Source organism: Barnesiella propionica (assembly GCF_025567045.1).
GTDB classification, from domain to species: domain Bacteria; phylum Bacteroidota; class Bacteroidia; order Bacteroidales; family Barnesiellaceae; genus Barnesiella_B; species Barnesiella_B propionica.
In genome coordinates this window covers 403,393-427,578 of sequence record NZ_JAOQJK010000002.1, presented here as the reverse complement: position 1 = coordinate 427,578, position 24,186 = coordinate 403,393, and the positions used below count along the sequence as shown (strand labels likewise).

Here is a 24,186-nt window from a genome sequence, read left to right as displayed (position 1 = left end):
TTATTTTTACGGCATAAAAAAAGAACGATACTATCTGTACCGCTCTTTTTTATTTTTAACAGAATAATTTAATATCCCATTTGGGCTTCTATCTTTTTAAGGTTTTCTGCATCTCCGAGATTATAATAGATACCACGTAGTGCCACCATATATTCATCTTCGTTAGGCTTCAAACTGTGAGCTTTTTCATAATAAGGTAATGCTTTTTTGAATAATGGAAGAACTTCTTCATCTTTTGCTTTTGTATATTGTGCATTATCAGATAATTCGCTGATTTCATTATTACGCTGTATCGCCTGATTAAAGTATATACGGCCTAAGTTACCTAAAGCTTCAGGCATATTAGGACTGATTTCGATAGCTTTTAGAAAACATTCTACAGCCTGATCCATATTCTTCTGAGCTTCATATAAACTACCTTTTACATTCCAATAGTCTGCATTTGTAGGATTTTCTGCTATCACAACATCAAGAGCTTTTATAGCATCGTCAAACTGAGAACGGTAAATATATAGGTTTATAAGCTTCAATATATATGTATTCTCTTTTTGCATGGAAACATTACCTTGTTCGTCTGTAACTTCTACCATTTCATTTTTGAAACGTTGGTCGCCTTCTTTCAATGTGTTGATTAAGTTTACCGTATCTTTTGTTTGTTCGTATTCATACACGAGGAACTTATATACGTCATTTTCATTATAACCACCGTTACGGGCGTCGCTGAGGGCTTTTATCGCTAATTGATGATCTCCGGACTGGAGAGCAGCAATAGCTGCGTTATATCGTATTTGTCCTACTATAGAATCTGCCGGCATTTCTTGCTTGTCCATGATAGGCATTTTTGTGATATTCACATAATCAGTCCATATATCATAGGCTTTCTTGAAATCTTTTCCATTGAAATAATAGATACCGGCATTCGCATAATTATCCAGGTTATTTTTGAAATTATTACGAATATCTTTCAGATAACGGGGTTTCACTTTACCTTTTTCATTAGGCAATGTGTCCAAAGCTAATGCTTTATTAAAAAGATCCGTACTTTTTTCAAGTGCCTGATACATTTCTGCTTCATTAGCCTCCTTCCCTATTATTTTTTTATTCATCTCAAGTTCGAAAAATTTGTTTTCGATGAAACCGGCTACATACCACGTTTTTGCATCGTCTTTGGTTTCTTCGTTAACAAGAGCTTCGTTGATTAATCTTCTGGCCTCGGTAAAGTCCGGGGTATCCATTTTTGCCTGAGAGAAAGCGGCATTTACAGATTTTTTTTGTCCGTACATACATACACATGAGAGTAATAATACGGCTGATAATAATGTTTTTCTCATCGTCTGTCTATTTAAAAATTTAATAAATTATTCTGCTACTTCCGTTATTTCGTCGTTTTGCATATCTTCACTTACACTTTCCGACAAAACTTTACACACCGATGCTATTTCATCATTTCTTTTTTCAAGATTGATAAGTTTCACCCCTTGAGTGGCGCGTCCCATAACTCTTACATCTGCGACTTTCATACGAAGAGTTATGCCTGATTTGTTAATAATTACCAGGTCATTTTCATCCGTAACATTTTTTATGGCGACCAGATTACCTGTTTTATCGGTGATATTCAAGGTTTTTACACCTTTACCGCCACGATTGGTTATTCGATAGTCTTCTATCTCGGAACGCTTTCCATATCCTTGTTCTGAAACGACCATAATAGTTTCTTTATCAAGATCTTTCATGCAAATCATTCCTATGACTTCATCGTCTTTGCCATCCAGTGTCATTCCTCTTACACCTGTTGCATTACGGCCCATTTCTCTTACGGTGCTTTCGTGGAAACGAATTGCACGTCCGTGTTTGTTAGCCATAATAATCTGGCTGTCTCCATTAGTGAGACGTACCTGAATAACCTGATCATCTTCCCGAATTGTAATTGCATTCACTCCATTCTGCCTCGGACGCGAATAAGCTTCCAGCTTAGTTTTCTTGATCACGCCGTTTTTGGTACAGAACATAAGATAATGGGAATTATTATACTCAGGTTCTTGTAACTGTTTTACACGTATGAACGCATTTACTTTATCATCGGAGTCTATATTCAACATGTTTTGTATAGCACGACCTTTCGAATTCTTAGTTCCTTCAGGTATCTCATAAACTTTTAGCCAGAAGCAACGTCCTTTTTGGGTAAAGAACAACATGTAATTATGCATAGAAGCAGGATATATATATTCAATAAAATCCTCGTCTCTGGTATCACTACCTTTTGCTCCTACGCCACCTCTGTTCTGAGCCCTGAATTCAGTAAGCGGAGTTCTTTTAATATATCCCAGATGTGATATTGTAATAATCATTTCATCATCTGAATAGAAATCTTCTGCATTGAATTCTTCCGAAGCATATATAATTTCGCTCTTACGGTTGTCTCCGTATTTATCCCGTATTTCTATTAATTCGTCTTTTACTACTTGCATGCAAACATTTTCATCGGAAAGGATTTCATTATAACGTTTAATCATCTCCATGAGTTCTTTAAATTCTGCATGTAATTTATTTTGTTCCAGTCCAGTTAATTGACGCAAACGCATCTCGACAATAGCCTGAGACTGTTCCTCACTTAGCCCGAACCGTTCGATCAAACGTGTACGAGCTTCTTCCGGATTCTTTGATGAACGAATAATTTGTATAACTTCGTCCATATTATCACTGGCAATGATAAGGCCTTCCAGTATATGAGCTCTCTTTTGTGCCTGTTCCAGTTCATATTGGGTGCGCCTAATGACAACTTCATGACGATGGTCGACAAATGCTTCTAAAATTTGCTTTAAATTTAATATTTGAGGACGTCCATTGATTAGTGCTATATTGTTCACACTGAACGAAGTTTGCAATGCGGTCAGTTTGTATAGTTTATTGAGTACAACGTTTGCGTTTGCATCCCGTTTAACGTCAATAACAATGCGCATGCCATCTTTATCCGATTCATCATTGATATTGGATATACCATCCAGGCGTTTTTCTTCTACAAGCTCGGCAATATTTTTTATCATTTCAGCCTTATTGACTCCATAAGGTATTTCTGTAACGATAATAGTATCTTTATTTTCATCGCTTTCAATTTCGGCTTTCGCACGCATTACCACACGTCCACGGCCTGTTTCATAAGCATCCTTTACGCCATTATAGCCATAGATATATCCTCCGGTAGGAAAATCCGGCGCTTTAATGAAATGCATCAATTCCGATATTTCTATCTCCCTATTGTCAATTAAAGCGATCGTACCGTCTATGACTTCTGTCAGATTGTGAGGTGGCATATTGGTTGCCATACCTACAGCTATACCGGATGCCCCGTTAATCAATAAATTGGGAATACGGGTGGGTAATACAGTAGGTTCTTTAAGTGTATTGTCAAAATTGGGAACAAAATCGACCGTATTCTTGTCAATGTCGCGCAGCATTTCTTCTGCTATTTTAGAAAGGCGGGCTTCAGTGTAACGCATTGCAGCCGGACCATCGCCGTCGATCGAACCGAAATTACCCTGGCCATCTACTAAAGGATAACGTAAAGACCATTCTTGTGCCATACGTACCATGGCTAAATATACGGAAGAATCTCCATGAGGGTGATATTTACCTAATACCTCTCCGACTATTCTAGCCGATTTCTTTGTGGGTTTGTCATACGTATTACCCAACTTTTCCATTCCAAATAAAACACGACGATGCACCGGTTTAAATCCATCTCTTACATCCGGTAAAGCACGAGCAACAATCACCGACATCGAATAATCGATATACGATGATTTCATTTCGTTTTCAATGTTTATTTTTATAATTTTATCTTGATCAACCATTAAAAAAAAGATTGGTTACACATTAAATTACTATTCTGTTTCTAATTATTTTTTCAATTAGTTTTCGGACAAATTAAAAACAGGAGAAATTCCTGTTTATCCTTGCCAAAACTTCCACTTTTAAATTAAGTGGCGTACAAAGATAACCATTTTTTGTTCACAGTTGTTATTTAGTCAAAAGAAAAAAGATGCGATTTTAGAAATAATCGGCACAATATTTGTACTGAATATTTAATAATATTGTAAATGGCAATACGACAATAAAAATATCGTATATTTGTTTTTAAATTAATAAGGAAAAAGATTATATGGAAAGAAATTTCTCTCAACATGTAAAAAATGTACTTAGTTTCAGCCGCGAAGAGGCAGAACGTTTGCAAAACTCTTATATAGGCCCCGAACATTTGCTTTTGGGTATTATAAGAGACGGAGCAAATAAGGCGACGAATGTTCTTCGCGGATTAGGAGCTAAACTTAACGACATAAAATCATTAATTGAATCGGGATTGAAGAACTCAAATGACCATTTGGAACTGGGAGAGGAACTTATCATTAGTAAAAGTACCGACAAAGTTCTCAAAATGAGTATGCTTGAGGCGCGTCTGATGAAAAGCAAAGAAACTGATACAGAACACTTGTTGCTGGCAATTTTGAAAGATGCCAATACGGATGCGGCAAAAACACTGCTTATGAACGATATTACATATGAAAATGTAAATTCGTTCTTAAAAGAAGATTTTTTTGAATCGGAAGATGGCCGTCCCCGCATGGGCGCTGAATTCACTGACGATGACGATGAAGAAATGGACGATGAGCAAAGCTATAAACAAGAGCAGAAATCGGCAGCGCAAGCTACAACGGCTAAGACTGGTAATGATACTCCGGTATTGGATAATTTCGGAACAGATATGACTAAAGCAGCCGAAGAAAATCGGTTAGATCCGGTTGTGGGCAGAGAGGTTGAAATCGAAAGACTTGCACAAGTACTTAGCCGGCGCAAAAAGAATAACCCGGTACTTATCGGAGAACCGGGAGTCGGAAAATCTGCAATAGTAGAAGGACTGGCCCTGAGAATCATTCAAAGGAAAGTATCCCGGGTACTTTTCGATAAAAGAGTCGTATCACTGGATATGGCTTCGATTGTTGCAGGAACAAAATACAGGGGACAGTTTGAAGAGCGTATTAAAGCTATACTTAACGAATTATCGAAAAACCCGAATATTATTCTATTCATCGATGAAATTCATACGATTGTCGGAGCCGGAGGAGCTACCGGTACCTTAGATGCAGCCAATATGCTAAAACCGGCATTGGCACGAGGAGAGATACAATGTATCGGTGCGACCACACTGGATGAATACAGGAAGAATATTGAAAAAGACGGAGCACTTGAAAGACGTTTCCAGAAAGTGATGGTAGATCCCACATCTCCTGAAGAAACTTTGCAGATATTGTATAATATAAAGGAAAGATACGAAGATCATCATAATGTTATATACACGCCCGAAGCATTGGAAGCTTGTGTAAAACTAACCGACCGCTATATAAGCGACCGAAATTTCCCGGACAAGGCAATTGATGCTCTTGATGAAGCGGGTTCACGCGTACATGTATCAAATATTATAGTACCGAAAGAAATAGAGGAACTGGAGGCTAAAATAGAAACTACCCGGGAAGACAAAATTAAAGCGGTGAAGTCTCAGAACTTTGAGTTGGCAGCCAGCTTCCGTGATAAAGAAAAAGAGTACCAGAGTGCGTTGAATGCCGCTAAAAATCGCTGGGAAGAACAATTACAGGAACATAGAGAGATTGTGGATGAAGAAAAAGTTGCGGAAGTTGTTGCGATGATGACAGGCGTCCCGGTACAAAGGATAGCTCAGGCGGAAGGGAAAAAGCTTCTTCTTATGGGCAATGAACTGAAAAAGAATATTATCGGTCAGGACGAAGCTGTCGATAAAATAGTAAAAGCTATTCAGCGTAATCGTGTAGGATTGAAGAATCCTGATAAACCGATAGGAACCTTTATGTTCTTAGGCCCAACGGGAGTGGGCAAAACCCATTTAGCTAAAAAATTGGCTGAATTTCTTTTTGATTCAAAAGATGCTTTAATTCGTGTGGATATGAGTGAATATATGGAAAAATTCACGGTATCTCGTCTGGTCGGAGCACCTCCGGGTTATGTTGGATATGAAGAAGGCGGACAACTTACGGAGAAAGTAAGACGTCGCCCATATTCTGTCGTATTATTGGATGAAATAGAAAAGGCACATCCGGATGTATTCAATTTATTGCTTCAGGTAATGGATGAAGGACGTTTGACCGATAGCTTAGGACGAAGGATCGATTTTAAAAATACAATTTTAATTATGACCTCTAATATCGGTACCCGCCAATTAAAGGATTTTGGTCAGGGAGTAGGATTCTCCACTAATACCACCAGCGAAAAAGATTTCTCACGGGGTGTTATACAGAAGGCACTAAATCGTGCTTTCTCTCCTGAATTTCTGAATCGTGTAGATGACATAGTCATGTTCGATCAATTGAATAAAGATGCGATATTTAAAATTATAGATCTCGAATTAAGCGGTTTTTATCAGAGGGTGGAAACTCTGGGGTATAAGCTTACGATTACCGATGAAGCTAAGTCGTTTATTGCATCTAAAGGTTATGATATACAATTCGGGGCGCGTCCTTTGAAAAGAGCTATCCAAAAATATCTGGAAGACGAACTAGCCGAAATGATTATCAGAGCTGCTGTACAGGAAGGTGATACCATTCTTGTGGATTATGAGAAGGAAAACGGTAAGATAGTGACGTCGATACTGCCTCCGGTTACCGAATAGTGACAAGGTTACTGTAAGATAAGTCAAAATGTCAGACCTTTCGGGTCTGGCATTTTTTTTGTTTTTCTTTCGGTGAATAAGTAAAAAGACAATTTAATAATTTAAAAATATAAGAGATTATGCAAAAAGGTACTATCGGGGTTACGACAGATAATATTTTCCCCATTATCAAGAAATTCTTGTATAGCGATCATGAAATATTCCTTCGTGAATTAGTATCCAATGCCGTTGATGCTACTCAAAAACTGAAAACATTATCTTCTTTCGGAGAATTTAAGGGAGAGTTAGGCCAGATGAATGTCACTGTGTCTATTGACAAAGAAAACGGTACTCTCACTATCTCGGACAGAGGTATAGGTATGACAGCAGAAGAGATTGATAAATATATCAATCAGATAGCCTTTTCCGGTGCCGAAGAATTTTTAAACAAATATAAAAACGACGCTAATGCTATTATAGGACATTTTGGTTTAGGATTCTATTCTTCATTTATGGTATCAAAAAAAGTAGAGATCCGTACACTGTCTTATAAAGAGGGTGCGCAAGCAGTTATGTGGACCTGTGACGGTTCTCCTGCATATGAAATGACGGAAATAGATAAAAAAGACCGGGGCACGGATATTATTTTATATATTGATGATGAAAACAAGGAATTTCTGGAAAAGGAACGGATAAGTACTCTTCTGAAAAAATATTGCCGTTTCCTGCCTGTTCCGGTTATATTCGGCAAAGAACAGGAATGGAAAGACGGAAAATATGTAGATACAGATAAAGATCTTATCATAAATGATATGGAGCCGGCATGGACGAAAAAACCAACGGAACTGACTGATGAAGATTATAAAAAGTTTTATGCTGATTTATATCCTGGTATCGACGAACCTTTATTCTGGATTCATTTGAATGTAGATTATCCGTTTAAGTTAACCGGAATTTTATATTTTCCCAAGATTAAAAACAACATCGACATCAATCGGTATAAAATACAATTATATTCTAATCAGGTATTTGTAACAGATTCGGTGGAGGGTATTGTCCCAGATTTTCTAATGCTTTTACAGGGTGTTATAGACTCTCCTGATATTCCTTTGAATGTTTCCAGGTCTTATTTGCAAAGTGACTCGAATGTTAAAAAAATATCGACATATATCACGAAGAAAGTAGCCGACCGTCTTCAGGAAATATTCAACACCAACCGCAAAGAATTTGAAGAAAAATGGGACGATATCAAACTGTTCATTGAATACGGTATGCTATCGGATGAAAAATTCTATGAGAAAGCCGAAAAGTTTGCCTTATTCAAAGATACGGATAATAAATATTATACTCTCGAAGAATATAAAAAACTGATTGAAGGGAATCAAACTGATAAAGACGGAACTCTTATTTATATTTATGCAACCGATCGTACAGCACAGTACAATTATATAGAAATGGCGAAAGCCAAAGGGTATGATGTATTGCTGATGGATGGACAGCTGGACACTCATTTCATTGGAATGCTGGAGCAGAAACTGACAAAGAGCCGGTTCGTACGTGTAGATAGTGATGTAGTGGAAAATCTTGTACGAAAAGAAGATAAATCACAACCTTCTTTAACTCCTGATCAACGGGAAATGATGACAGTGGTATTCAAGTCGCAAATACCGTCTTTAGAAAAGAGTGATTTTCTGGTTATGTTCGAGCCTGCCGGAACCTTGGCACAGCCCGTTATGATTACACAGAACGAGTTTATGAGACGTATGAAAGATATGTCGGCCATGCAGCCGGGAATGAGTTTTTATGGAGAAATGCCGGATAGTTATAACCTGATAATAAATACAGACCATCCGCTCTCTAAAAAAGTAATTGAAGAAACCGAAGCTTCTTGTGAAAAGGAGTTGAAGCCTATAAAAGAAGAACTATTGGCTGTAAATGAAGAAATCGAAAAACTGCGGGAGACTCAAAAAGATAAAAAAGATGAAGAAATTGCTATCGCTGATAAAGAAGCCTTGAAATCCGCAGAAGAAAAAGCCGATGGGCTGAAAAAACAGGAAGAAGAACTTCTGACTAAATTTGCAAATAAAATACCATTGGTCAGCCAATTGATAGACTTAGCTCTTTTATCCAACAATATGCTTAAAGGAGAAGCTCTCAGCAAATTTATCAAACGTTCGGTAGAAATGTTATAAACTCAACTTTTGATTATAAGAAAGGCGGAATTTCTCCGCCTTTCTTATTTTTCTATTGTTATATAATCTGTAAAGAACCGGTTAAATCTTTTATTGATTCTATATTATGTCTCTTTAAATATTCATTTATACCATCAACAACTTTCATGGTGATCTGAGGATCTATAAAATTGGCAGTTCCTATTTGAATGGCTGTCGCACCCGCTAAAATAAATTCAATAGCATCAGTTGCATTCATGATTCCGCCAAGGCCTATAACAGGTATTTTTACTGCATGATATGTTTGCCAAACCATACGTAAGGCAATAGGTTTTACACAAGCGCCCGATAGACCTCCCGTTACAGTAGACAACCTGGGGCGTCTTTTTTCTGCATCAACAGCCATTCCCAATACTGTATTGATGAGCGATACCGCATCAGCTCCTTCTGCTTCCACGGCACGGGCTATTTCGGTTATATCGGTCACATTGGGTGATAATTTAACTATCAAGGTTTTGGGATACGCTTTTCGTACTGCTTTTACAACCTCCGAAGCCCCGGCACAGGAAACACCGAAAGCCATTCCTCCCTGTTTGACATTGGGACAAGAAATATTTAATTCAATGGCATGTATCTCTTCCAAAGCTGCTATGCGTTCTGTAGCTTTTACATAATCTTCTATTGTAGAACCCGAAACATTCACCAGAATTTCTGTCCCTATTTTACATATTCTCGGATATATTTCCGTAGCAAAGTATTCTACTCCCTTATTTTGTAATCCCACAGCATTAAGCATTCCTGACGGGGTTTCAGCCATACGTGGGTAAGGATTACCTTCACGATGGCGTAAAGTAGTGCCTTTCACTATGATCCCGCCTATTTTCTCGAGATCTACAAAATCGGAAAATTCTTCGCCATAACCAAAACAGCCAGAGGCCGTCATGACAGGATTTTTCAGAGCCAGATTTCCTATATTTACTTTTAAATTTCCCATTTCAACTTTTTGATATTAAAAATCGGACCTTCTTTGCACACACATAAATGACCATCTGTTGTATCTTCAACACAACACAAGCACGCTCCGACACCACATGCCATCATATTTTCCAATGAAACTTCACATTCTATTCCATTCGATTTTGAATATTTGGCAATAGATATCATCATTGGCTGTGGGCCACAACAATATATCCGGTCAAATTTTGTTTTGCTTAATATGGAGTGGTGGGTTACAAATCCTTTTTCCCCTTTAGAACCATCTTCTGTTGTTATATATGTGGCTCCCGTCTTTTTAAACAAATCGAGTTCTAATAAATCCTTTTCTGTACGCGCACCGATTAAAAAATTAGGAGTATAACCATGTTCTTTTAAGTAATTCCCCCAAAAAAGCATAGGAGCAACCCCTACACCTCCGCCAATAAGTAATATTTTTTCTTTTTTTTCAGGCAATGAAAAGCTGTTTCCTAAAGGAAGAATCATATTAATTATATTCCCGGGTTTAGACGATATAAGATTATGTGTTCCTTTTCCTGCATTGCGCACAAGCAGCCATAATTCCTTTTTTTCTGTATCAATATAATTAATGGAAATAGGCCTGCGTAAAAAAGTCGAAGCGGAACAATCTATTCTGACTTCCGCAAATTGTCCCGGCAACATATTTGGTAATATTCCTTTAACGGGAATAAATTTCATTAATGAGTAATTGGAATGTAGAGATACATTCTCGGTCAGCCTAAAATCTAGGATATATTTTTTCATGAAATAATAAATTTGCTTTTGCAAAGATAAAACAGTTCATGGAATAAATAAATTTATTTTAGCGGGAGATAATATCCGGTGAAAATGTTTCAAAAGTATTGTCGGAATAAAAAACCATAATTTTCACAACTTTCTTACTTATTTCTTTTTCTTTTGAAACCACGGCTAAATTAGGTATAGTGTTTTCATTTTCAGTATTTTTGTTAGGTTCAATCGCGCTCTTATCTACCATTTCTTCGCCATATTGATGCTCTTTGTGTACATCCGGCCGATTTATTGAAATCTCATCAAATAAAGATATTATTCCTTTTTCATTTTTTTGTTGTCGTTGAATATACATTTCTCCTTCTCCAGAAATAAGCCAGTTCATAGAAAGTTCCGGGTATACTTTATGCAATTTGGCAACTATCTCGGTACTTATTTTTTTGCTGCGTCCAGTAAGTATTTGAGAGAAATTTGGCCTTTTAACGCCTATGTTATCCGCTAATTGAGTAGAAGTTATACCTTCTACAGTCATAAATTCTTTTAGTCTGTTTATCATATCAATTGTATACAGATTTAATAGTTTACATAAGCAAATTAAATCAAAGTACAAATGTAAACAATATTGTTTGCAAAATCAAATAACAAGAAAGTATTTTATCATTTACAAATGTAATTTCATACATGCAAAATGTAAATTCACAAAATTAACAAGACGAATATCGATTAAAGAAACACTTCTTATATTTATATTAATTCATTGATATATAATAATATATTTAATATATTAAATGTAAATACTTTGATTTGACGTTGTTTACGGATATATTCCGTTTTGTAGTTCAATTAAAGCTTTATAATTAAGTTATAAATATCTGGTTTTAAATAAATTGATGTATTTATATAATAGATATAATAAATATTTATAGGTAGAAATTGGCATTGTTTACATTTTCTATAGCTCTACCCTATTTATAATATTTGTTTTGTAAATTTGATTATTGATTTACTTTTGTGAATTATATTTGCTTGTTTATGTAATTTACAATAATAAATAAATCATAATTTCGTAAATTAAATAATTAATTAATATGATTTTTTATTTACATAAAGTCAGGTCCCTAAAATTTTTATCTTATACCGTTTTTCTTACTCATATTTGTGAACATATCTCCGGTTTGTGAATCCTATTCGCTGGATTTTACTTTAAATATTGATGTTCTTTTCAAGAATGTTATTGATCTACAATAAAATAAATGGTTCGTAAATGCTTAGAACAAGTATTTACAAACCATACAAAATAAATAGAACTATAATTCTGTTTATAAATTAAGTTCTTCTTTTAAATATTTAGTAGTAAAAGTATCCGATTTACAGATTTCTTCAGGAGTTCCTGTAGCCAATAGATTTCCTCCATGACGTCCTCCTTCCGGTCCCATATCAATAATATAGTCGGCAGATTTGATGACGTCCATATTATGTTCGATCACAAGTACTGTGTTTCCTTTATCCACCAATTTGTTAAGAACATTCAATAAAACGCGTATATCTTCAAAATGTAAACCAGTCGTAGGTTCATCTAATATATATAATGTTTTTCCTGTATCTTTTTTTGCCAGTTCGGTTGCTAATTTTACCCGTTGACTTTCTCCCCCCGATAAAGTTGTGGAGGGTTGTCCTAACTTTATATATCCCAAGCCTACATCCTGCAATACTTTAATTTTAGAGATTATAGCGGGTATTGATTCGAAGAACTCTACAGCTTGGTTAATAGTCATATCAAGGACATCTGCTATAGACTTTCCTTTGAAACGGACTTCCAAAGTCTCCCTGTTATATCTTTTGCCATGGCATTCTTCACAAGGGACCAGTACATCGGGTAAAAAATTCATTTCAATCGTTTTATACCCATTCCCGCCACACACTTCACACCTGCCTCCTGCCACATTAAAAGAAAAACGTCCCGGCTTATATCCTCTAATCTTCGCTTCAGGCAATTCTACGAACACATTTCTTATATCAGAAAATACACCTGTATATGTAGCCGGGTTCGAACGAGGAGTACGTCCCAAAGGCGACTGGTCAACCGTTACGATCTTATCAATATTTTCCAGCCCTTCAATATCGTCATAAGGTAATGGTTCTTTCAGAGAACGATAAAATTGCCGGCTGATAATGGGTTGTAAGGTTCCATTAATAAGGCTTGATTTTCCACTGCCGGAAACTCCTGTCACACATATGAATTTACCTAACGGAAATTCAGCTGTTACATTCTTAAGATTATTTCCTTTTGCTCCTTTCAATAAAATTCTCTTACCGTTTCCAGAGCGTCTTACAGCCGGAATTTCAATTTTGGCCCGGCCATTCAAATAAGCGGCGGTAAGTGTATTGGTTTTCAACATTTCTTCTGGTGTTCCGGAAAAGACGACATTGCCCCCTAAGCGGCCGGCACGAGGTCCCATATCGATGACATAATCGGATTTTAGCATCATTTCCTTATCATGTTCAACCACTATAATGGAATTTCCTGTATCTCTCAATTGTTTCAGGGAATCTATGAGGCGCGTATTATCCCGCTGGTGTAATCCTATACTGGGCTCATCGAGTATATATAGAACATTGACTAATTGGGACCCTATTTGAGTAGCCAGACGTATTCTTTGGCTTTCTCCTCCTGACAAAGTGGCCGAAGCCCTGTTCAGATTTAAATATTCCAAGCCTACATCTACCAGAAAATGCAGACGTCCTCTAATCTCTTTCAAGATTTCAACAGCTATTTGCGATTGTTGTTTGTTTAGCCGTTTCTCGACCTGGTTAACCCATTCATATAGTTCTGAAATATCCATTTCGGCTAATTGCGCTATATTCTTTTCATCAATGCGGTAATGCAAAGCTTCTTTATTCAGTCTGGCACCTCTGCATTGAGGACAAGTTATTGTTTTGACGAATTGTCCGGCCCACTTCTGCGCCTGAGAAGATGCATCGCTTTGTTGCTGAATTTCAATGTATTTTACTAAACCGTCGAAAGTGAGGAAATAATTGGAAGTACCTAAAGAATCATTTTTAATATTCAGCCGTTCGTCCGTACCGTTCAATATATCCTCTAACGCCTCTTCGGGAACTTCTTTTATAGGAGTTTTAATCGTGACGCCGTATTTTTCCAGAATTGCCTGAATCTGCCAGAAAATAAGTGTATTTTTATATTTTCCTAATGGAACTATTCCCCCTGCATGTATGGATAAATCAGAATCGGGAATGATTTTCACCCTATCGATTACGTTTACATATCCCAGTCCTTTACACCCCGGACAAGCTCCTTGGGGTGAATTAAAAGAAAAATTATGAGGAGCCGGTTCGCTATACGAGAGCCCCGTTTTCGGGTCCATCAACTGACGGCTATAATGTCTCAACTCGTTACTGTCGGCATCCAATATCATAATGAGCCCGTCTCCTTGTTTCATAGCCGTTTTTACACTATCCTTCAACCGGCGTTCGTCTTTCTCGGAAATGATAAGTTTATCAACAACAAGTTCTACGCTATGGTTTTTATAACGGTCCAGTTTCATACCATGGGTAATCTCCTTTAGCTCTCCGTCGACACGGACTGTTAAATAGCCTTTTTTACGTATCTGTTCAAATAGCTCTTTATAATGTCCTTTTCGATTTCTTACCAGGGGTGCCAGGATATATGTCTTTTTGCCGTTGTATCTTTCAATAATAAGTGACAGAATCTGTTCTTCGGTGTATTTAATCATCTTCTCGCCGGAAAGATAGGAATAAGCTTCTCCCGCCCGGGCAAATAACAAACGTAAAAAATCAAAAATCTCGGTAGTGGTTCCTACTGTAGAACGCGGATTTTTATTCGTGGTTTTTTGTTCAATAGATATCACTGGGCTTAATCCCGTAATTTTGTCCACATCGGGCCTCTCAAGGTTACCCAACATGTTACGGGCATAGGCGGAAAAAGTCTCGATATAACGGCGTTGTCCTTCCGCAAAAATCGTATCAAAAGCCAACGAAGATTTCCCGCTTCCACTTAATCCGGTAATAACTGTTACACTATTCCGTGGAATTGTTACATCAATATTTTTTAAGTTGTGCACACGTGCGCCATAAACAGAGATTATATCTTCTTTATTCATTTTATATACCTGATTGAAAATCCGTTATTGTTCAGTAATCCAATTTTTTCGATAAACAACGTACTCACGTCTGCCATTATAATACATGTCTTGTTCGATCGGAATCTGAATAATATATTTTTTGCCGGTTTTATTTGGAAGCTCTCTTCCTCTTAACCATAAATTAAACTCTTTTAGCTGAGAATATGTAATACCTTGCTCTTTTGCAAACTGAGCCAGATCGGTGATAGCTGTATCTATCTCTAATTTTCGGGTACGAATCGGTTGATATAATTGCTTTTTTCTTAAAGTGAAGCCATATTCAGCTGGCCGGGACAATATTTCTTTTATACCTAAAATACGAAATACATAACGGGAAGTTTCTTCATTGAGCCACAAATCGAAAGTATGATCTACCATTTGTTTTGACAATTCCGAAGAAATGCGGCCCATGCCTGCATTATAAGAGGCGGCGACCGTAAGCCAGCTTCCGTACTTGTTATATGCATCTTTCAGATATTTACATGCGGCAATAGTGGCCATTTCTATATTATAGCGTTCGTCTACATAATCATTCACCTCAAGACCATATTGTTGTCCGGTTTTGCTCATGAGCTGCCATAATCCTGCCGCTTTTACAGGGGAAAGAGCTCGTATATTTAACAAACTCTCTACTGCTACCAAGTATAAAAAATCTTCAGGTATTCCTTGTTTTTTCAAGATAGGCTCTATGATGGGAAAATAACGATTGGCTCGTTTTAATATTAATAACGTATTCGTATGTCCGTAACACAAAGAGGTAAGTTCTCTGTCATAGCGTTCATACATATCAAAACGTTCAAGATCCACATCTTCACCGGCAAAAGAAATATGTGAAGGGAATTCCGGGACTGAAAAAGAGGGAGTTTCCCGATAGGGCTGAACTACTCCGGGAGCAGAACGGAAAGAAGTAAATAAAATACTTCCAATGAATAAGATACAACCTGAGACTATATATATTGCTTTTATTTTCATTTGATCAATTTTTTGAACGAAGGATATTTATATCACCCTTATGCTTGTATGAAACTCCATCGGCTCCTTTCGCTTCAATTACATAATAATATACACCAGGATCCACATATTTTCCTTTGTATTTTCCATCCCACCCTTTTGACGGATCATCAAAATAAAATACCTGAACTCCCCACTTATTGAATATCCAACATTTGAAAGACGTAATCGATTGATACGCTACTTTCCATTCATCATTTATACCCGGTGACGAACCGGGGCTGAATATATTGGGTTCTTCCAGTCTTGATTCTCCTATACTTATTGTAAAGGTTTCGCTGTAAGATTCACATTCCGCTTCATCACTGCTTCCGGCCAACCTAACATAGATAGTGCCTTGGTCACGAAAAGTATAATGTAATACTTCATCATTATAACGGTATTCTATAATAGAAAAATCCTGATAACGGGAAAATTGCCATTCGATATGCCTCACTGCATCCGTAAAATATGCATAAAAATCTATATCCACCGGAGCGGATCCACCGTATGTACCATCTGCTGGTACGCGGTTCCATTCATTCGTATTATCGTCCCGGGTTTCCTGCTTGGCGTATGCTGTTACACCCACAGCTGCAGTAACATATTCAGGAGATGTCACAGTTTGCTGCATACCCCAATATTTAAGCATTTGATCTCCGTTCAACGAAAAAACAGTATTGCACAATGGAGCTGTCACCGAAATATTATTCATGAATGAATTCAGGTTTTCACTAACTTCTTTATTGACATATTGGGTGTTTTCATTATTCCATTCCAATGTATTATAAGTCAATGTCAGATCCCTGTGCAGTTCTTTAGGTACGCCATTTATGCTATAGTATGTAATTTTATTCCCTTTTCCGTCAATAATCAATTGCGTAACATCGCACTGCCCTTTTTCGGGAGAGAATGAAAGACTGTTCATTTCTAAAGGATAAGACAAATAATCAACTATCCACAAAAAATCAGAACGACCGTTTTGTTCAATCATATATCCGCAATTGGCATCTATAGGCTGTAGGATCGATATATTTCCATTCTGAACAGCTTCTGGCACAATGGTTCCGTAAGCCGCTCCCCTGTAATCGAATTTATACCACGTAATTTCAGAGTTTGTGTCGGCAGTATATTGTATTGATACTCCATTTGTGCCATATATAACATACACCCCTTCCAAACCGGTAGAACTTTCTGGCGTATATTTATATGCGGGTTTGATGCCTCCTTGTATAATTATTTCACCTCCCCTTGAGGACTGAATGAAAAATGTCAAAAAAGAGATGAAAATCAATTTTCTCATTTGGATGTAAATTTATTTAATATTAGAGGATAATCTTTACCATTAAAACGAAATGCCATATTTTTTATTGCGGCTGAATAAAACACAAAGATAATGATTTTGAGAGGCAAATAAGAATCATTAATCTCAAAAAAAACATAATGAAAAATTATAAATTTAATTATTACAAAAGTTCATTCCTACATGAGAACCGAAAAAAATTATACCTTTGTAATCTTAATGTATATCAGAGTAATTATATAATTATCATAATTCTATGAAAGTACGGTTATATCTGTCCCTTATTGCGATAACTATCTTTTCTTTATCTGGTTTTTGTCAAACAGATAAACTTCCTCGTAAGAACGTGGACGGTAAAGAGTTTTATATTTATACAGTAGATAAGTCAGAAGGTTTTTATGCCCTATTCCGGAAATTCGGAACTTCGCAAAGCGATATTATTAAATATAATCCTGAAGCTAAAAACGGTTTAAAACAAAGCCAGACTATATTAATCCCCATAGACGATTCTACTGAAAATACATCCCGAAACGAAGTTTCAACTAATCAGCAAGAAAAAAATAATCAAGAACGAGTTTTTGAAGTAAATTCCGGCAATAAGTTTTTCAATCACACTGTAAAACGGGGAGAGACCTTATATGCCATCGCGCTTATGTATCAAATTCCCATAAAAGATATTACTGATGCCAATCCGGGTACGGAACAAGGAATAAGAGAAGGAGCCATATTAAAAATACCTCAAAGCTATCAGACAGGTAAAGTGCCTGAACCTGTATCTTCGCAAGACAAACCGAAGGCAGATACTAACGAACAATTTATTTTCCATACTATCGAATCCGGAGAAACGTTATATTCCGTTTCAAAAAAATATAATACTGAAATAGAATCTATTCTATTGAACAATCCGGGTATATCCCCGTCCCATTTTAATATAGGTACGGTATTACGTATCATTCCGGGTATCAAAAAAGCTGTCGAAAAAGCTACAAAGACAGAATATACTGCTTATAAAGTACAAAAAAATGAGACATTATACAGCATAGCCAGGCATTTTAATATTTCGGTGGATGATATTATTGCCTGTAATCCCGGTTTGAAAAGTATCAAGAAAGACCAGATCATCAATATTCCGAAAACGGTGCAATACATCGTGCCGGAAAAGGCATTGACAAATGACGAAATAGATAGAATATACAATCGATTATATAAATGTGACAAAAAAGAAGCTGTAAATGTTGCTGTTATTTTACCATTTATGCTTAATAATAAACCTGACAGTAAATCTAATTTGTACATAGATTATTATCAAGGCTTATTAATGGCTGTAGATAGTTTGAAAAGGAAGGGGACGTCGGTAAATCTATATGTTTACGATTCTGAAGGCTCCGATGCAACCGTACGTTCTATCCTAAATAAAAAAGAAATGTCAGCGATTGATATGATTATCGCACCGGAACAAGATTCCCAGATAGAAATAATTGCTGATTATGCCCTGAAACATAATATTAATGTCGTAAATTCTTTTTCGTTGAAAAGCAATGAAGTTACACATAATGCTAAAATATTCCAGACAAATATTCCTCATTCATATCTTTATGCAGAAGCATCGAATCGCTTTATCAAAAAATTCAGAAATAAAGAAATCGTATTTTTAAATAGCAAAGAAGAAGGTTCCTCGTCAAAAGAATTTTCTAAAATATTAAAAGACGACCTTAATAAAGAAAAAATCACTTACAAAGAATTAAACTTCGACTCGGAATTAAAGGTGAATGCTCTGGATGATATGCTAAACCAATGCAGCAACGTAATCTTTGTGCCGACTTCCGGTAGCAGAACAATGTTATCCAAAATAATGGCTCCTCTTGTAACTTTCTCCAATGACCATAGCGATATGGATATTTCTTTATTCGGATATCCGGAATGGATTACATATACTAATGAGCAATTAAATAATTACCATAAATTGAATACGTTTATATTTTCTCGTTTTTATGCCAATGTAACGGATAATGATTACAAAGATTTTAATTCGAAATATCATTACTGGTATAATCAAAATATGGTTAATGCCTATCCTTTATATGCAGTTTTAGGATTTGACACAGGGTTATATTTTCTTGAAGCATTAAGAAAATACGGACATAATTTTGGAAATAAGACCCATAATATGCATTCGAAAGCATTACAAACCGATTTTCAATTTGAAAGGATAAATAACTGGAGTGGATTTATTAACAAATCATTTTATTTCGTGAACTTTACACCTGCCTATAATATCGTAAAGATAAAGAATTAATGCTTTGATTGCCTGATGAAAAAAAATATAATCATATTGTTATTCCTTTTTACGTTTACAGCCGTATTCCATTCACAGGCTCAACGTCATTATAAACCGGAACTTGAAATCGGTGCTAAATTCGGTACATCTTTTTCAAGGGTTTCATTTCAGCCCTCAGTAAAACAAAACATGCTGTTAGGATATGAAGGAGGGGTATCTTTTCGGTATATAGAAGAAAAATATTTTGGTTTTCTGGTAGAGTTAAATTTTGTGCAACGTGGTTGGAAGGAAAATTTCGAAGAGGATCCCTATTCTTATACTCATACTTTAAATTATGTCGAGTTACCTTTTATGACCCATATATTCTTTGGGAACCGGCACGTGAGAGGTTTCTTTAATTTAGGGCCTCAAATAGGATTTATGATTTCAGATAGTTATAGCACGAATTTCGATATCCATAATCTGCCGGATTTTACCAGAAAAAACAAAGTGAACGAAATATACACGATGCCTATCAAGAACCGAGTGGATTATGGTATAAGCGGAGGGGCCGGTATAGAATTCAGGGTAAGGAAAAATAGTATATTACTGGAAGGTCGTTATTATTTTGGCTTAGCCGATTTTTATGGTAATCGTAAAAAAGATGTCTTTGCGTCTTCTCCCAATCAAACAATATCTGTTACTTTGGGCTATATGTTCCATCTTAAATAATTTAATGCATAATTTTATATATCAGTTCTTTGAGTAAAGAGGCATCATTGGTTGACGACGTCGCCCCTATTCCCTTTGAACGTGCATCATATTCACGTATGTATGCAATAATATCGATACATTTGAAAGCATTGTAATTCCGCATTGCCGTTATATAATTACGAACCTGATAAATATTTTTCAAATTCAATTCCCGCATAAGACCGCTATCTGATTTATCGGAAGCAAAATAAGTCAGCATCAAATTCGAGAAAAAATTAAACAATACACTTACGGTCACTATCATAGGATTATTTTTTGGATTTCGTTCGAAATAATTAATAATCTGATTAGCCTTAAAAACATTACGATTAATAATAGCATCTAGCAATTCGAAATTATTGAAATCCTTACTGATACCGACATTTCGTTCTATCATTTCCGGAGTAATACGATTCTGTTCTTCTGGCATACCGATAATCAGCTTGTCCAATTCACCTGTTACCCTGCTCAGGTCGGTACCCACAAAATCGGCTAACATAGAAACCGCTTTAGTATCTATAGTATACTTTTTTGAAAGTACATAAGTACTTATAAATGCAGGCAATTGATTATCATATATTTTTTTCGACTCAAACAGTATTCCTTGTTTGGTTATTTCTGCCCGTAACTTTTTACCTTTATATGAGGTGTTTTTATAACAGACCACTAAAACCGTACTCATTAACGGTTTTTGTATATAAAATACTAAATCGTCCAGATTTCTTATATTCTGAGCTTCTTTGACTATAACCAGTTGCCTGGCCGCCATCATGGGATAACGTTTGGCTGCGTTTATTACGAGACTTATATCGTCCACATCTGCACCGTAAAGAATGGTCTGGTTAAAATCGCGTTCAGAATCGTCTAATGCGCAATTAATTATTTCATCACATATCAAATCGATATAATACGACTCATCTCCCATTAGGAAATAAACAGGTCTGAAATTCTTTTTCCTGATATCAGCAAGAATAGAAATATGTTGATTAGATTCTCTTTGAGCCATTAGATTATTCTTCTTCGAATCTCAGATGTTTTACTGTGGTACGTTTGTCTATAAGCATTTTCAATGACTCGAATCCGATCATGACATGTTCATCTACAAAATTCTGTGTGACTTTACGATCACTTTCCTCTGTTTTAACCCCCGTCGATATCATAGGTTGGTCCGAAACCAATAATAATGCTCCCACTGGTATTTGATTGGCAAATCCCACCGAAAATAAGGTAGCTGTTTCCATATCTACTGCCATACAACGTATTTTACGCAAATAATCTTTGAATTGCTCGTCATATTCCCACACACGTCTGTTTGTCGTATATACTGTACCGGTCCAGTAGTCTTTACTATGATTTCGCACCGTAGTAGAAACGGCACGCTGCAGGCTGAAAGCGGGAAGGGCCGGAACTTCGGGCGGGAAATAATCGTTGGAGGCTCCTTCTCCACGGATAGCAGCGATAGGAAGTATATAATCACCCAGATTATTTACTTTTTTTATTCCACCGCATTTTCCCAGGAACAAAACTGCTTTAGGAGAAATTGCGCTTAAAAGATCCATGATTGTCGCAGCATTTGCACTTCCCATTCCGAAATTAATTATAGTAACCCCTTCGGCAGAAGCGTTAGGCATATTGCTGTTTTCCCCAAGAATAGGAACATTAAAGTGTTTGGCGAAAATCTCGACATACTTAGAGAAGTTCGTTAATAATATATGTTTCGTAAAATCTTTCACCGGGCGTTGGGTATAGCGAGGTAACCAATTCTCTACGATGTCTTGTTTTGTCTTCATATTTTCGTAATTTTGGAGTAAAATTACAGAAATATTCATACAAGAGCAAATTTTCGAATCGATGACAAAACTTAATTTACCGGATTATCCGTTCAGAATATGCAAAAGAAACGGTAAACTACTTATCTTCGACGAATTAAGGCATCGTTATATATTACTTACCCCGGAAGAGTGGGTTCGTCAGCACTTCGTTCATTATCTTATCAAGGACAAAAAATTCCCGGCAGGCCTTATGGGTAACGAAATCTCCCTGTTGCAAAACGGACGTAAGAGGAGATGTGATACTGTTGTTTATGATAATCAGGCAAAACCTCTTGTCATTATTGAATATAAGGCGCCTCATATATCTATTTCGCAGCATACATTTGATCAAATAGTACGGTATAATATGGTTTTACAAGTAAAATACCTGATCGTGTCTAATGGCATCACCCATTTTTGTTGCCATATAGACAAGAACGCTATGAGTTATTCTTTTCTGAAAGAGATACCTTTATACGAACAGTTATAATTTTATAGATTTCTTTTACATTTATCAAAACTATTTTTTTGTCCACTCTGTTATTATTTCAAAACATATAAAGCAGAGACATATATGGCAAAAAAAGTAGCGGAACAATTGGTCGAAATGCTGGCTAAAGCCGGTGTTAAAAGAATCTACGCCGTGACAGGCGACAGCCTGAATGAGGTAAACGATGCAGTAAGAAAATCAGGTAAAATAAAATGGATACACGTACGTCATGAAGAAGTAGGTGCATTCGCAGCCGGAGCAGAAGCACAACTCTCGGGAGAACTGGCATGCTGTGCCGGAAGCAGTGGTCCCGGCCACGTTCATCTTATCAACGGTTTATATGATGCACACCGCTCCGGCGCACCGGTCATTGCCATAGCGTCTGCCATTCCCTCTCATGAATTCGGAACTCGGTATTTTCAGGAAACCGATATCATTAAATTATTCGATGATTGCAGTTACTATAATCAAATGGCTACAACACCCGAGCAACTCCCGAGAATGTTGCAGGCAGGCATGCAGACCGCTATTGTCAGGAAAGGTGTATCGGTTATAGGAGTGCCGGGAGATCTCACTATAAAAGATGCCGTAGCAGGCGATACTTCCAAAGCCATATACGATTCTTTTTCAGAAACAACACCGGCAAATGTTTGGGTGGAAAAGTTATCGGATATGTTGAACAAGGCAAAGCGTGTCACGATTTTTTGTGGCATCGGTAGCAAAGATGCTCATGATGAAATAGTAGAGTTGTCTCAGAAATTAAAAGCACCTGTAGCATATTCGTTTAAAAGCAAAATGGAAATACAATATGATAATCCGCACGAAGTAGGCATGACCGGATTATTAGGAATGCCGTCGGGATATAGAAGTATGCATGAAGCCGAGATTCTGCTTTTATTGGGTACTGATTTTCCATATGCATCCTTCATGCCCGACAATAATATTATCGTACAGGTAGATATAAAAGCCAACAGGATAGGCAGAAGGGCAAAAGTGGATATGGGAATATGCGGAGATGTGAAGTCTACATTAACAACTTTACTTCCTCATATACAAACAAAAGAAGATGATACATTCCTGAAAAGGCAACTTGAAGGTTATAAACGAGTTAAAGACCATCTGGCTGCTTATGTAAACATCAAAGGCGAAGAAAATAAAATACACCCGGAGTATGTAATGTCAGTGATCAATAAATTAGCGGTTCATGACGCTATTTTCACAGTAGATACCGGAATGACTTGTGTGTGGGGAGCACGTTATCTGGAAGCAACGGGAAAAAGAAAAATGCTCGGTTCATTTAATCACGGTTCCATGGCTAATGCGATGCCACAAGCTTTAGGAGCTGCATTCTCATACCCTGATCGTCAAGTCATTGCATTATGCGGAGACGGCGGTTTATCTATGCTGTTAGGAGATCTGGCAACTATAGTACAATATAAACTCCCTATAAAAATCATTGTATTTAATAACCGGGCACTGGGAATGGTTAAGTTGGAGATGGAAGTAGCCGGACTTCCCGATTGGCAAACGGATATGTATAATCCTGATTTCGAACAAATTGCCAAAGCAATGGGAATGAAAGGAATGACAATCGGTCATCCTGACAACGTATTGCCCGGATTATCCCTCGCTTTGTGTGAAAATGGTCCCGTATTAGTAAATATAATGACCGATCCGAATGCATTGGCAATGCCTCCGAAAGTAGAAATAGACCAAATGACCGGATTTGCCCAATCAATGTTTAAATTGATCATGAACGGAAAAAGTAAAGAAGTTTTGGACACGATCCAATCGAATTTCTGGCATATAAAAGAAGTTTTATAGTTTTTATGTGA

The 24,186-nt window shown here is 36.7% G+C and carries 16 protein-coding genes; 6 read left to right on the top strand and 10 right to left on the bottom strand.

Annotated features, from left to right (window positions below; all coding sequences use genetic code 11):
- Nucleotides 1–68 precede the first annotated feature (68 nt).
- Nucleotides 69–1,331: a tetratricopeptide repeat protein gene (locus tag OCV73_RS04265; protein WP_243764645.1), complete on the bottom strand. Its 1,263-nt coding sequence runs from the start codon at nucleotides 1,329–1,331 to the stop codon at nucleotides 69–71.
- 27 nt (nucleotides 1,332–1,358) lie between these two features.
- On the bottom strand, nucleotides 1,359–3,851 hold the full coding sequence (gene gyrA, locus OCV73_RS04260; RefSeq protein ID WP_147549366.1) for a DNA gyrase subunit A: 2,493 nt from the start codon (nucleotides 3,849–3,851) through the stop codon (nucleotides 1,359–1,361).
- Between the two features lie 308 nt (nucleotides 3,852–4,159).
- Here gyrA and OCV73_RS04255 point away from each other — a divergent pair, with 308 nt between their 5' ends.
- Both OCV73_RS04255 and htpG read left to right on the top strand, forming a co-directional pair.
- Complete coding sequence (locus OCV73_RS04255; RefSeq protein WP_147549363.1) at nucleotides 4,160–6,694, top strand: ATP-dependent Clp protease ATP-binding subunit; 2,535 nt, start codon at nucleotides 4,160–4,162, stop codon at nucleotides 6,692–6,694.
- A gap of 119 nt (nucleotides 6,695–6,813) precedes the next feature.
- Nucleotides 6,814–8,865, top strand: a complete 2,052-nt coding sequence (gene htpG / locus OCV73_RS04250; RefSeq protein WP_147549361.1) for a molecular chaperone HtpG — start codon at nucleotides 6,814–6,816, stop codon at nucleotides 8,863–8,865.
- A 58-nt stretch (nucleotides 8,866–8,923) separates the two neighbouring features.
- Here htpG and OCV73_RS04245 read toward each other — a convergent pair whose 3' ends face one another.
- The 6 genes from OCV73_RS04245 to OCV73_RS04220 all read right to left on the bottom strand — a co-directional run bounded on the left by OCV73_RS04245 (nucleotide 8,924) and on the right by OCV73_RS04220 (nucleotide 17,040).
- Nucleotides 8,924–9,838 carry a dihydroorotate dehydrogenase gene (locus OCV73_RS04245; RefSeq protein WP_147549358.1) on the bottom strand — a complete coding sequence of 305 codons (915 nt, stop codon included), beginning with the start codon at nucleotides 9,836–9,838 and terminating at the stop codon, nucleotides 8,924–8,926.
- Entirely contained in the window at nucleotides 9,826–10,602 is a 777-nt protein-coding gene (locus OCV73_RS04240) for a dihydroorotate dehydrogenase electron transfer subunit (RefSeq protein WP_147549355.1), read from the bottom strand. Before OCV73_RS04240 ends, OCV73_RS04245 begins: the two co-directional genes overlap by 13 nt.
- A 58-nt stretch (nucleotides 10,603–10,660) precedes the next feature.
- Complete coding sequence (locus tag OCV73_RS04235) at nucleotides 10,661–11,143, bottom strand: helix-turn-helix domain-containing protein (protein ID WP_394802943.1); 483 nt, start codon at nucleotides 11,141–11,143, stop codon at nucleotides 10,661–10,663.
- Between the two features lie 763 nt (nucleotides 11,144–11,906).
- Entirely contained in the window at nucleotides 11,907–14,726 is a 2,820-nt protein-coding gene (uvrA, locus tag OCV73_RS04230; protein ID WP_147549349.1) for an excinuclease ABC subunit UvrA, read from the bottom strand.
- A gap of 24 nt (nucleotides 14,727–14,750) precedes the next feature.
- On the bottom strand, nucleotides 14,751–15,719 hold the full coding sequence (locus OCV73_RS04225; protein WP_147549347.1) for a lytic transglycosylase domain-containing protein: 969 nt from the start codon (nucleotides 15,717–15,719) through the stop codon (nucleotides 14,751–14,753).
- Nucleotides 15,720–15,723: 4 nt separating this feature from the next.
- Nucleotides 15,724–17,040 carry a T9SS type B sorting domain-containing protein gene (locus tag OCV73_RS04220; RefSeq protein ID WP_147549345.1) on the bottom strand — a complete coding sequence of 439 codons (1,317 nt, stop codon included), beginning with the start codon at nucleotides 17,038–17,040 and terminating at the stop codon, nucleotides 15,724–15,726.
- A 256-nt stretch (nucleotides 17,041–17,296) separates the two neighbouring features.
- Here OCV73_RS04220 and OCV73_RS04215 point away from each other — a divergent pair, with 256 nt between their 5' ends.
- Both OCV73_RS04215 and OCV73_RS04210 read left to right on the top strand, forming a co-directional pair.
- Complete coding sequence (locus OCV73_RS04215) at nucleotides 17,297–19,336, top strand: LysM peptidoglycan-binding domain-containing protein (protein WP_147549342.1); 2,040 nt, start codon at nucleotides 17,297–17,299, stop codon at nucleotides 19,334–19,336.
- A 15-nt stretch (nucleotides 19,337–19,351) separates the two neighbouring features.
- A complete protein-coding gene (locus tag OCV73_RS04210; protein ID WP_147549340.1) occupies nucleotides 19,352–20,029 on the top strand; it encodes a porin family protein in 678 nt (225 codons plus the stop codon).
- 1 nt (nucleotide 20,030) lies between these two features.
- On the opposite strand, the gene holA is transcribed toward OCV73_RS04210, so the two are convergent.
- Together holA and OCV73_RS04200 are read right to left on the bottom strand one after the other, a co-directional pair.
- Nucleotides 20,031–21,056 carry a DNA polymerase III subunit delta gene (gene holA / locus OCV73_RS04205; RefSeq protein WP_147549338.1) on the bottom strand — a complete coding sequence of 342 codons (1,026 nt, stop codon included), beginning with the start codon at nucleotides 21,054–21,056 and terminating at the stop codon, nucleotides 20,031–20,033.
- A 4-nt stretch (nucleotides 21,057–21,060) separates the two neighbouring features.
- Nucleotides 21,061–21,840 (bottom strand): AMP nucleosidase, encoded by a 780-nt coding sequence (locus tag OCV73_RS04200; protein WP_147549336.1) that lies wholly within the window; start codon nucleotides 21,838–21,840, stop codon nucleotides 21,061–21,063.
- 61 nt (nucleotides 21,841–21,901) lie between these two features.
- Between OCV73_RS04200 and OCV73_RS04195 the strand changes: the two genes are divergently transcribed.
- Complete coding sequence (locus OCV73_RS04195) at nucleotides 21,902–22,351, top strand: type I restriction enzyme HsdR N-terminal domain-containing protein (RefSeq protein ID WP_147549334.1); 450 nt, start codon at nucleotides 21,902–21,904, stop codon at nucleotides 22,349–22,351.
- Between the two features lie 84 nt (nucleotides 22,352–22,435).
- Complete coding sequence (locus OCV73_RS04190) at nucleotides 22,436–24,175, top strand: thiamine pyrophosphate-dependent enzyme (RefSeq protein WP_147549332.1); 1,740 nt, start codon at nucleotides 22,436–22,438, stop codon at nucleotides 24,173–24,175.
- The last annotated feature ends 11 nt before the right edge of the window (nucleotides 24,176–24,186 follow it).

Excerpts from the sequence above, each read along its gene's own strand:
- OCV73_RS04235 (WP_394802943.1), bottom strand. The coding sequence starts at position 11,143 with ATGATAAACAGACTAAAAGAATTTATGACTGTAGAAGGTATAACTTCT.
- OCV73_RS04195 (WP_147549334.1), top strand. The coding sequence starts at position 21,902 with ATGACAAAACTTAATTTACCGGATTATCCGTTCAGAATATGCAAAAGA.
- OCV73_RS04225 (WP_147549347.1), bottom strand. The coding sequence starts at position 15,719 with ATGAAAATAAAAGCAATATATATAGTCTCAGGTTGTATCTTATTCATT.
- OCV73_RS04255 (WP_147549363.1), top strand. The coding sequence starts at position 4,160 with ATGGAAAGAAATTTCTCTCAACATGTAAAAAATGTACTTAGTTTCAGC.
- OCV73_RS04200 (WP_147549336.1), bottom strand. The coding sequence starts at position 21,840 with ATGAAGACAAAACAAGACATCGTAGAGAATTGGTTACCTCGCTATACC.
- OCV73_RS04215 (WP_147549342.1), top strand. The coding sequence starts at position 17,297 with ATGAAAGTACGGTTATATCTGTCCCTTATTGCGATAACTATCTTTTCT.
- OCV73_RS04265 (WP_243764645.1), bottom strand. The coding sequence starts at position 1,331 with ATGAGAAAAACATTATTATCAGCCGTATTATTACTCTCATGTGTATGT.
- htpG (WP_147549361.1), top strand. The coding sequence starts at position 6,814 with ATGCAAAAAGGTACTATCGGGGTTACGACAGATAATATTTTCCCCATT.
- OCV73_RS04210 (WP_147549340.1), top strand. The coding sequence starts at position 19,352 with ATGAAAAAAAATATAATCATATTGTTATTCCTTTTTACGTTTACAGCC.
- OCV73_RS04190 (WP_147549332.1), top strand. The coding sequence starts at position 22,436 with ATGGCAAAAAAAGTAGCGGAACAATTGGTCGAAATGCTGGCTAAAGCC.
- OCV73_RS04240 (WP_147549355.1), bottom strand. The coding sequence starts at position 10,602 with ATGAAAAAATATATCCTAGATTTTAGGCTGACCGAGAATGTATCTCTA.
- uvrA (WP_147549349.1), bottom strand. The coding sequence starts at position 14,726 with ATGAATAAAGAAGATATAATCTCTGTTTATGGCGCACGTGTGCACAAC.
- holA (WP_147549338.1), bottom strand. The coding sequence starts at position 21,056 with ATGGCTCAAAGAGAATCTAATCAACATATTTCTATTCTTGCTGATATC.
- gyrA (WP_147549366.1), bottom strand. The coding sequence starts at position 3,851 with ATGGTTGATCAAGATAAAATTATAAAAATAAACATTGAAAACGAAATG.
- OCV73_RS04245 (WP_147549358.1), bottom strand. The coding sequence starts at position 9,838 with ATGGGAAATTTAAAAGTAAATATAGGAAATCTGGCTCTGAAAAATCCT.
- OCV73_RS04220 (WP_147549345.1), bottom strand. The coding sequence starts at position 17,040 with ATGAGAAAATTGATTTTCATCTCTTTTTTGACATTTTTCATTCAGTCC.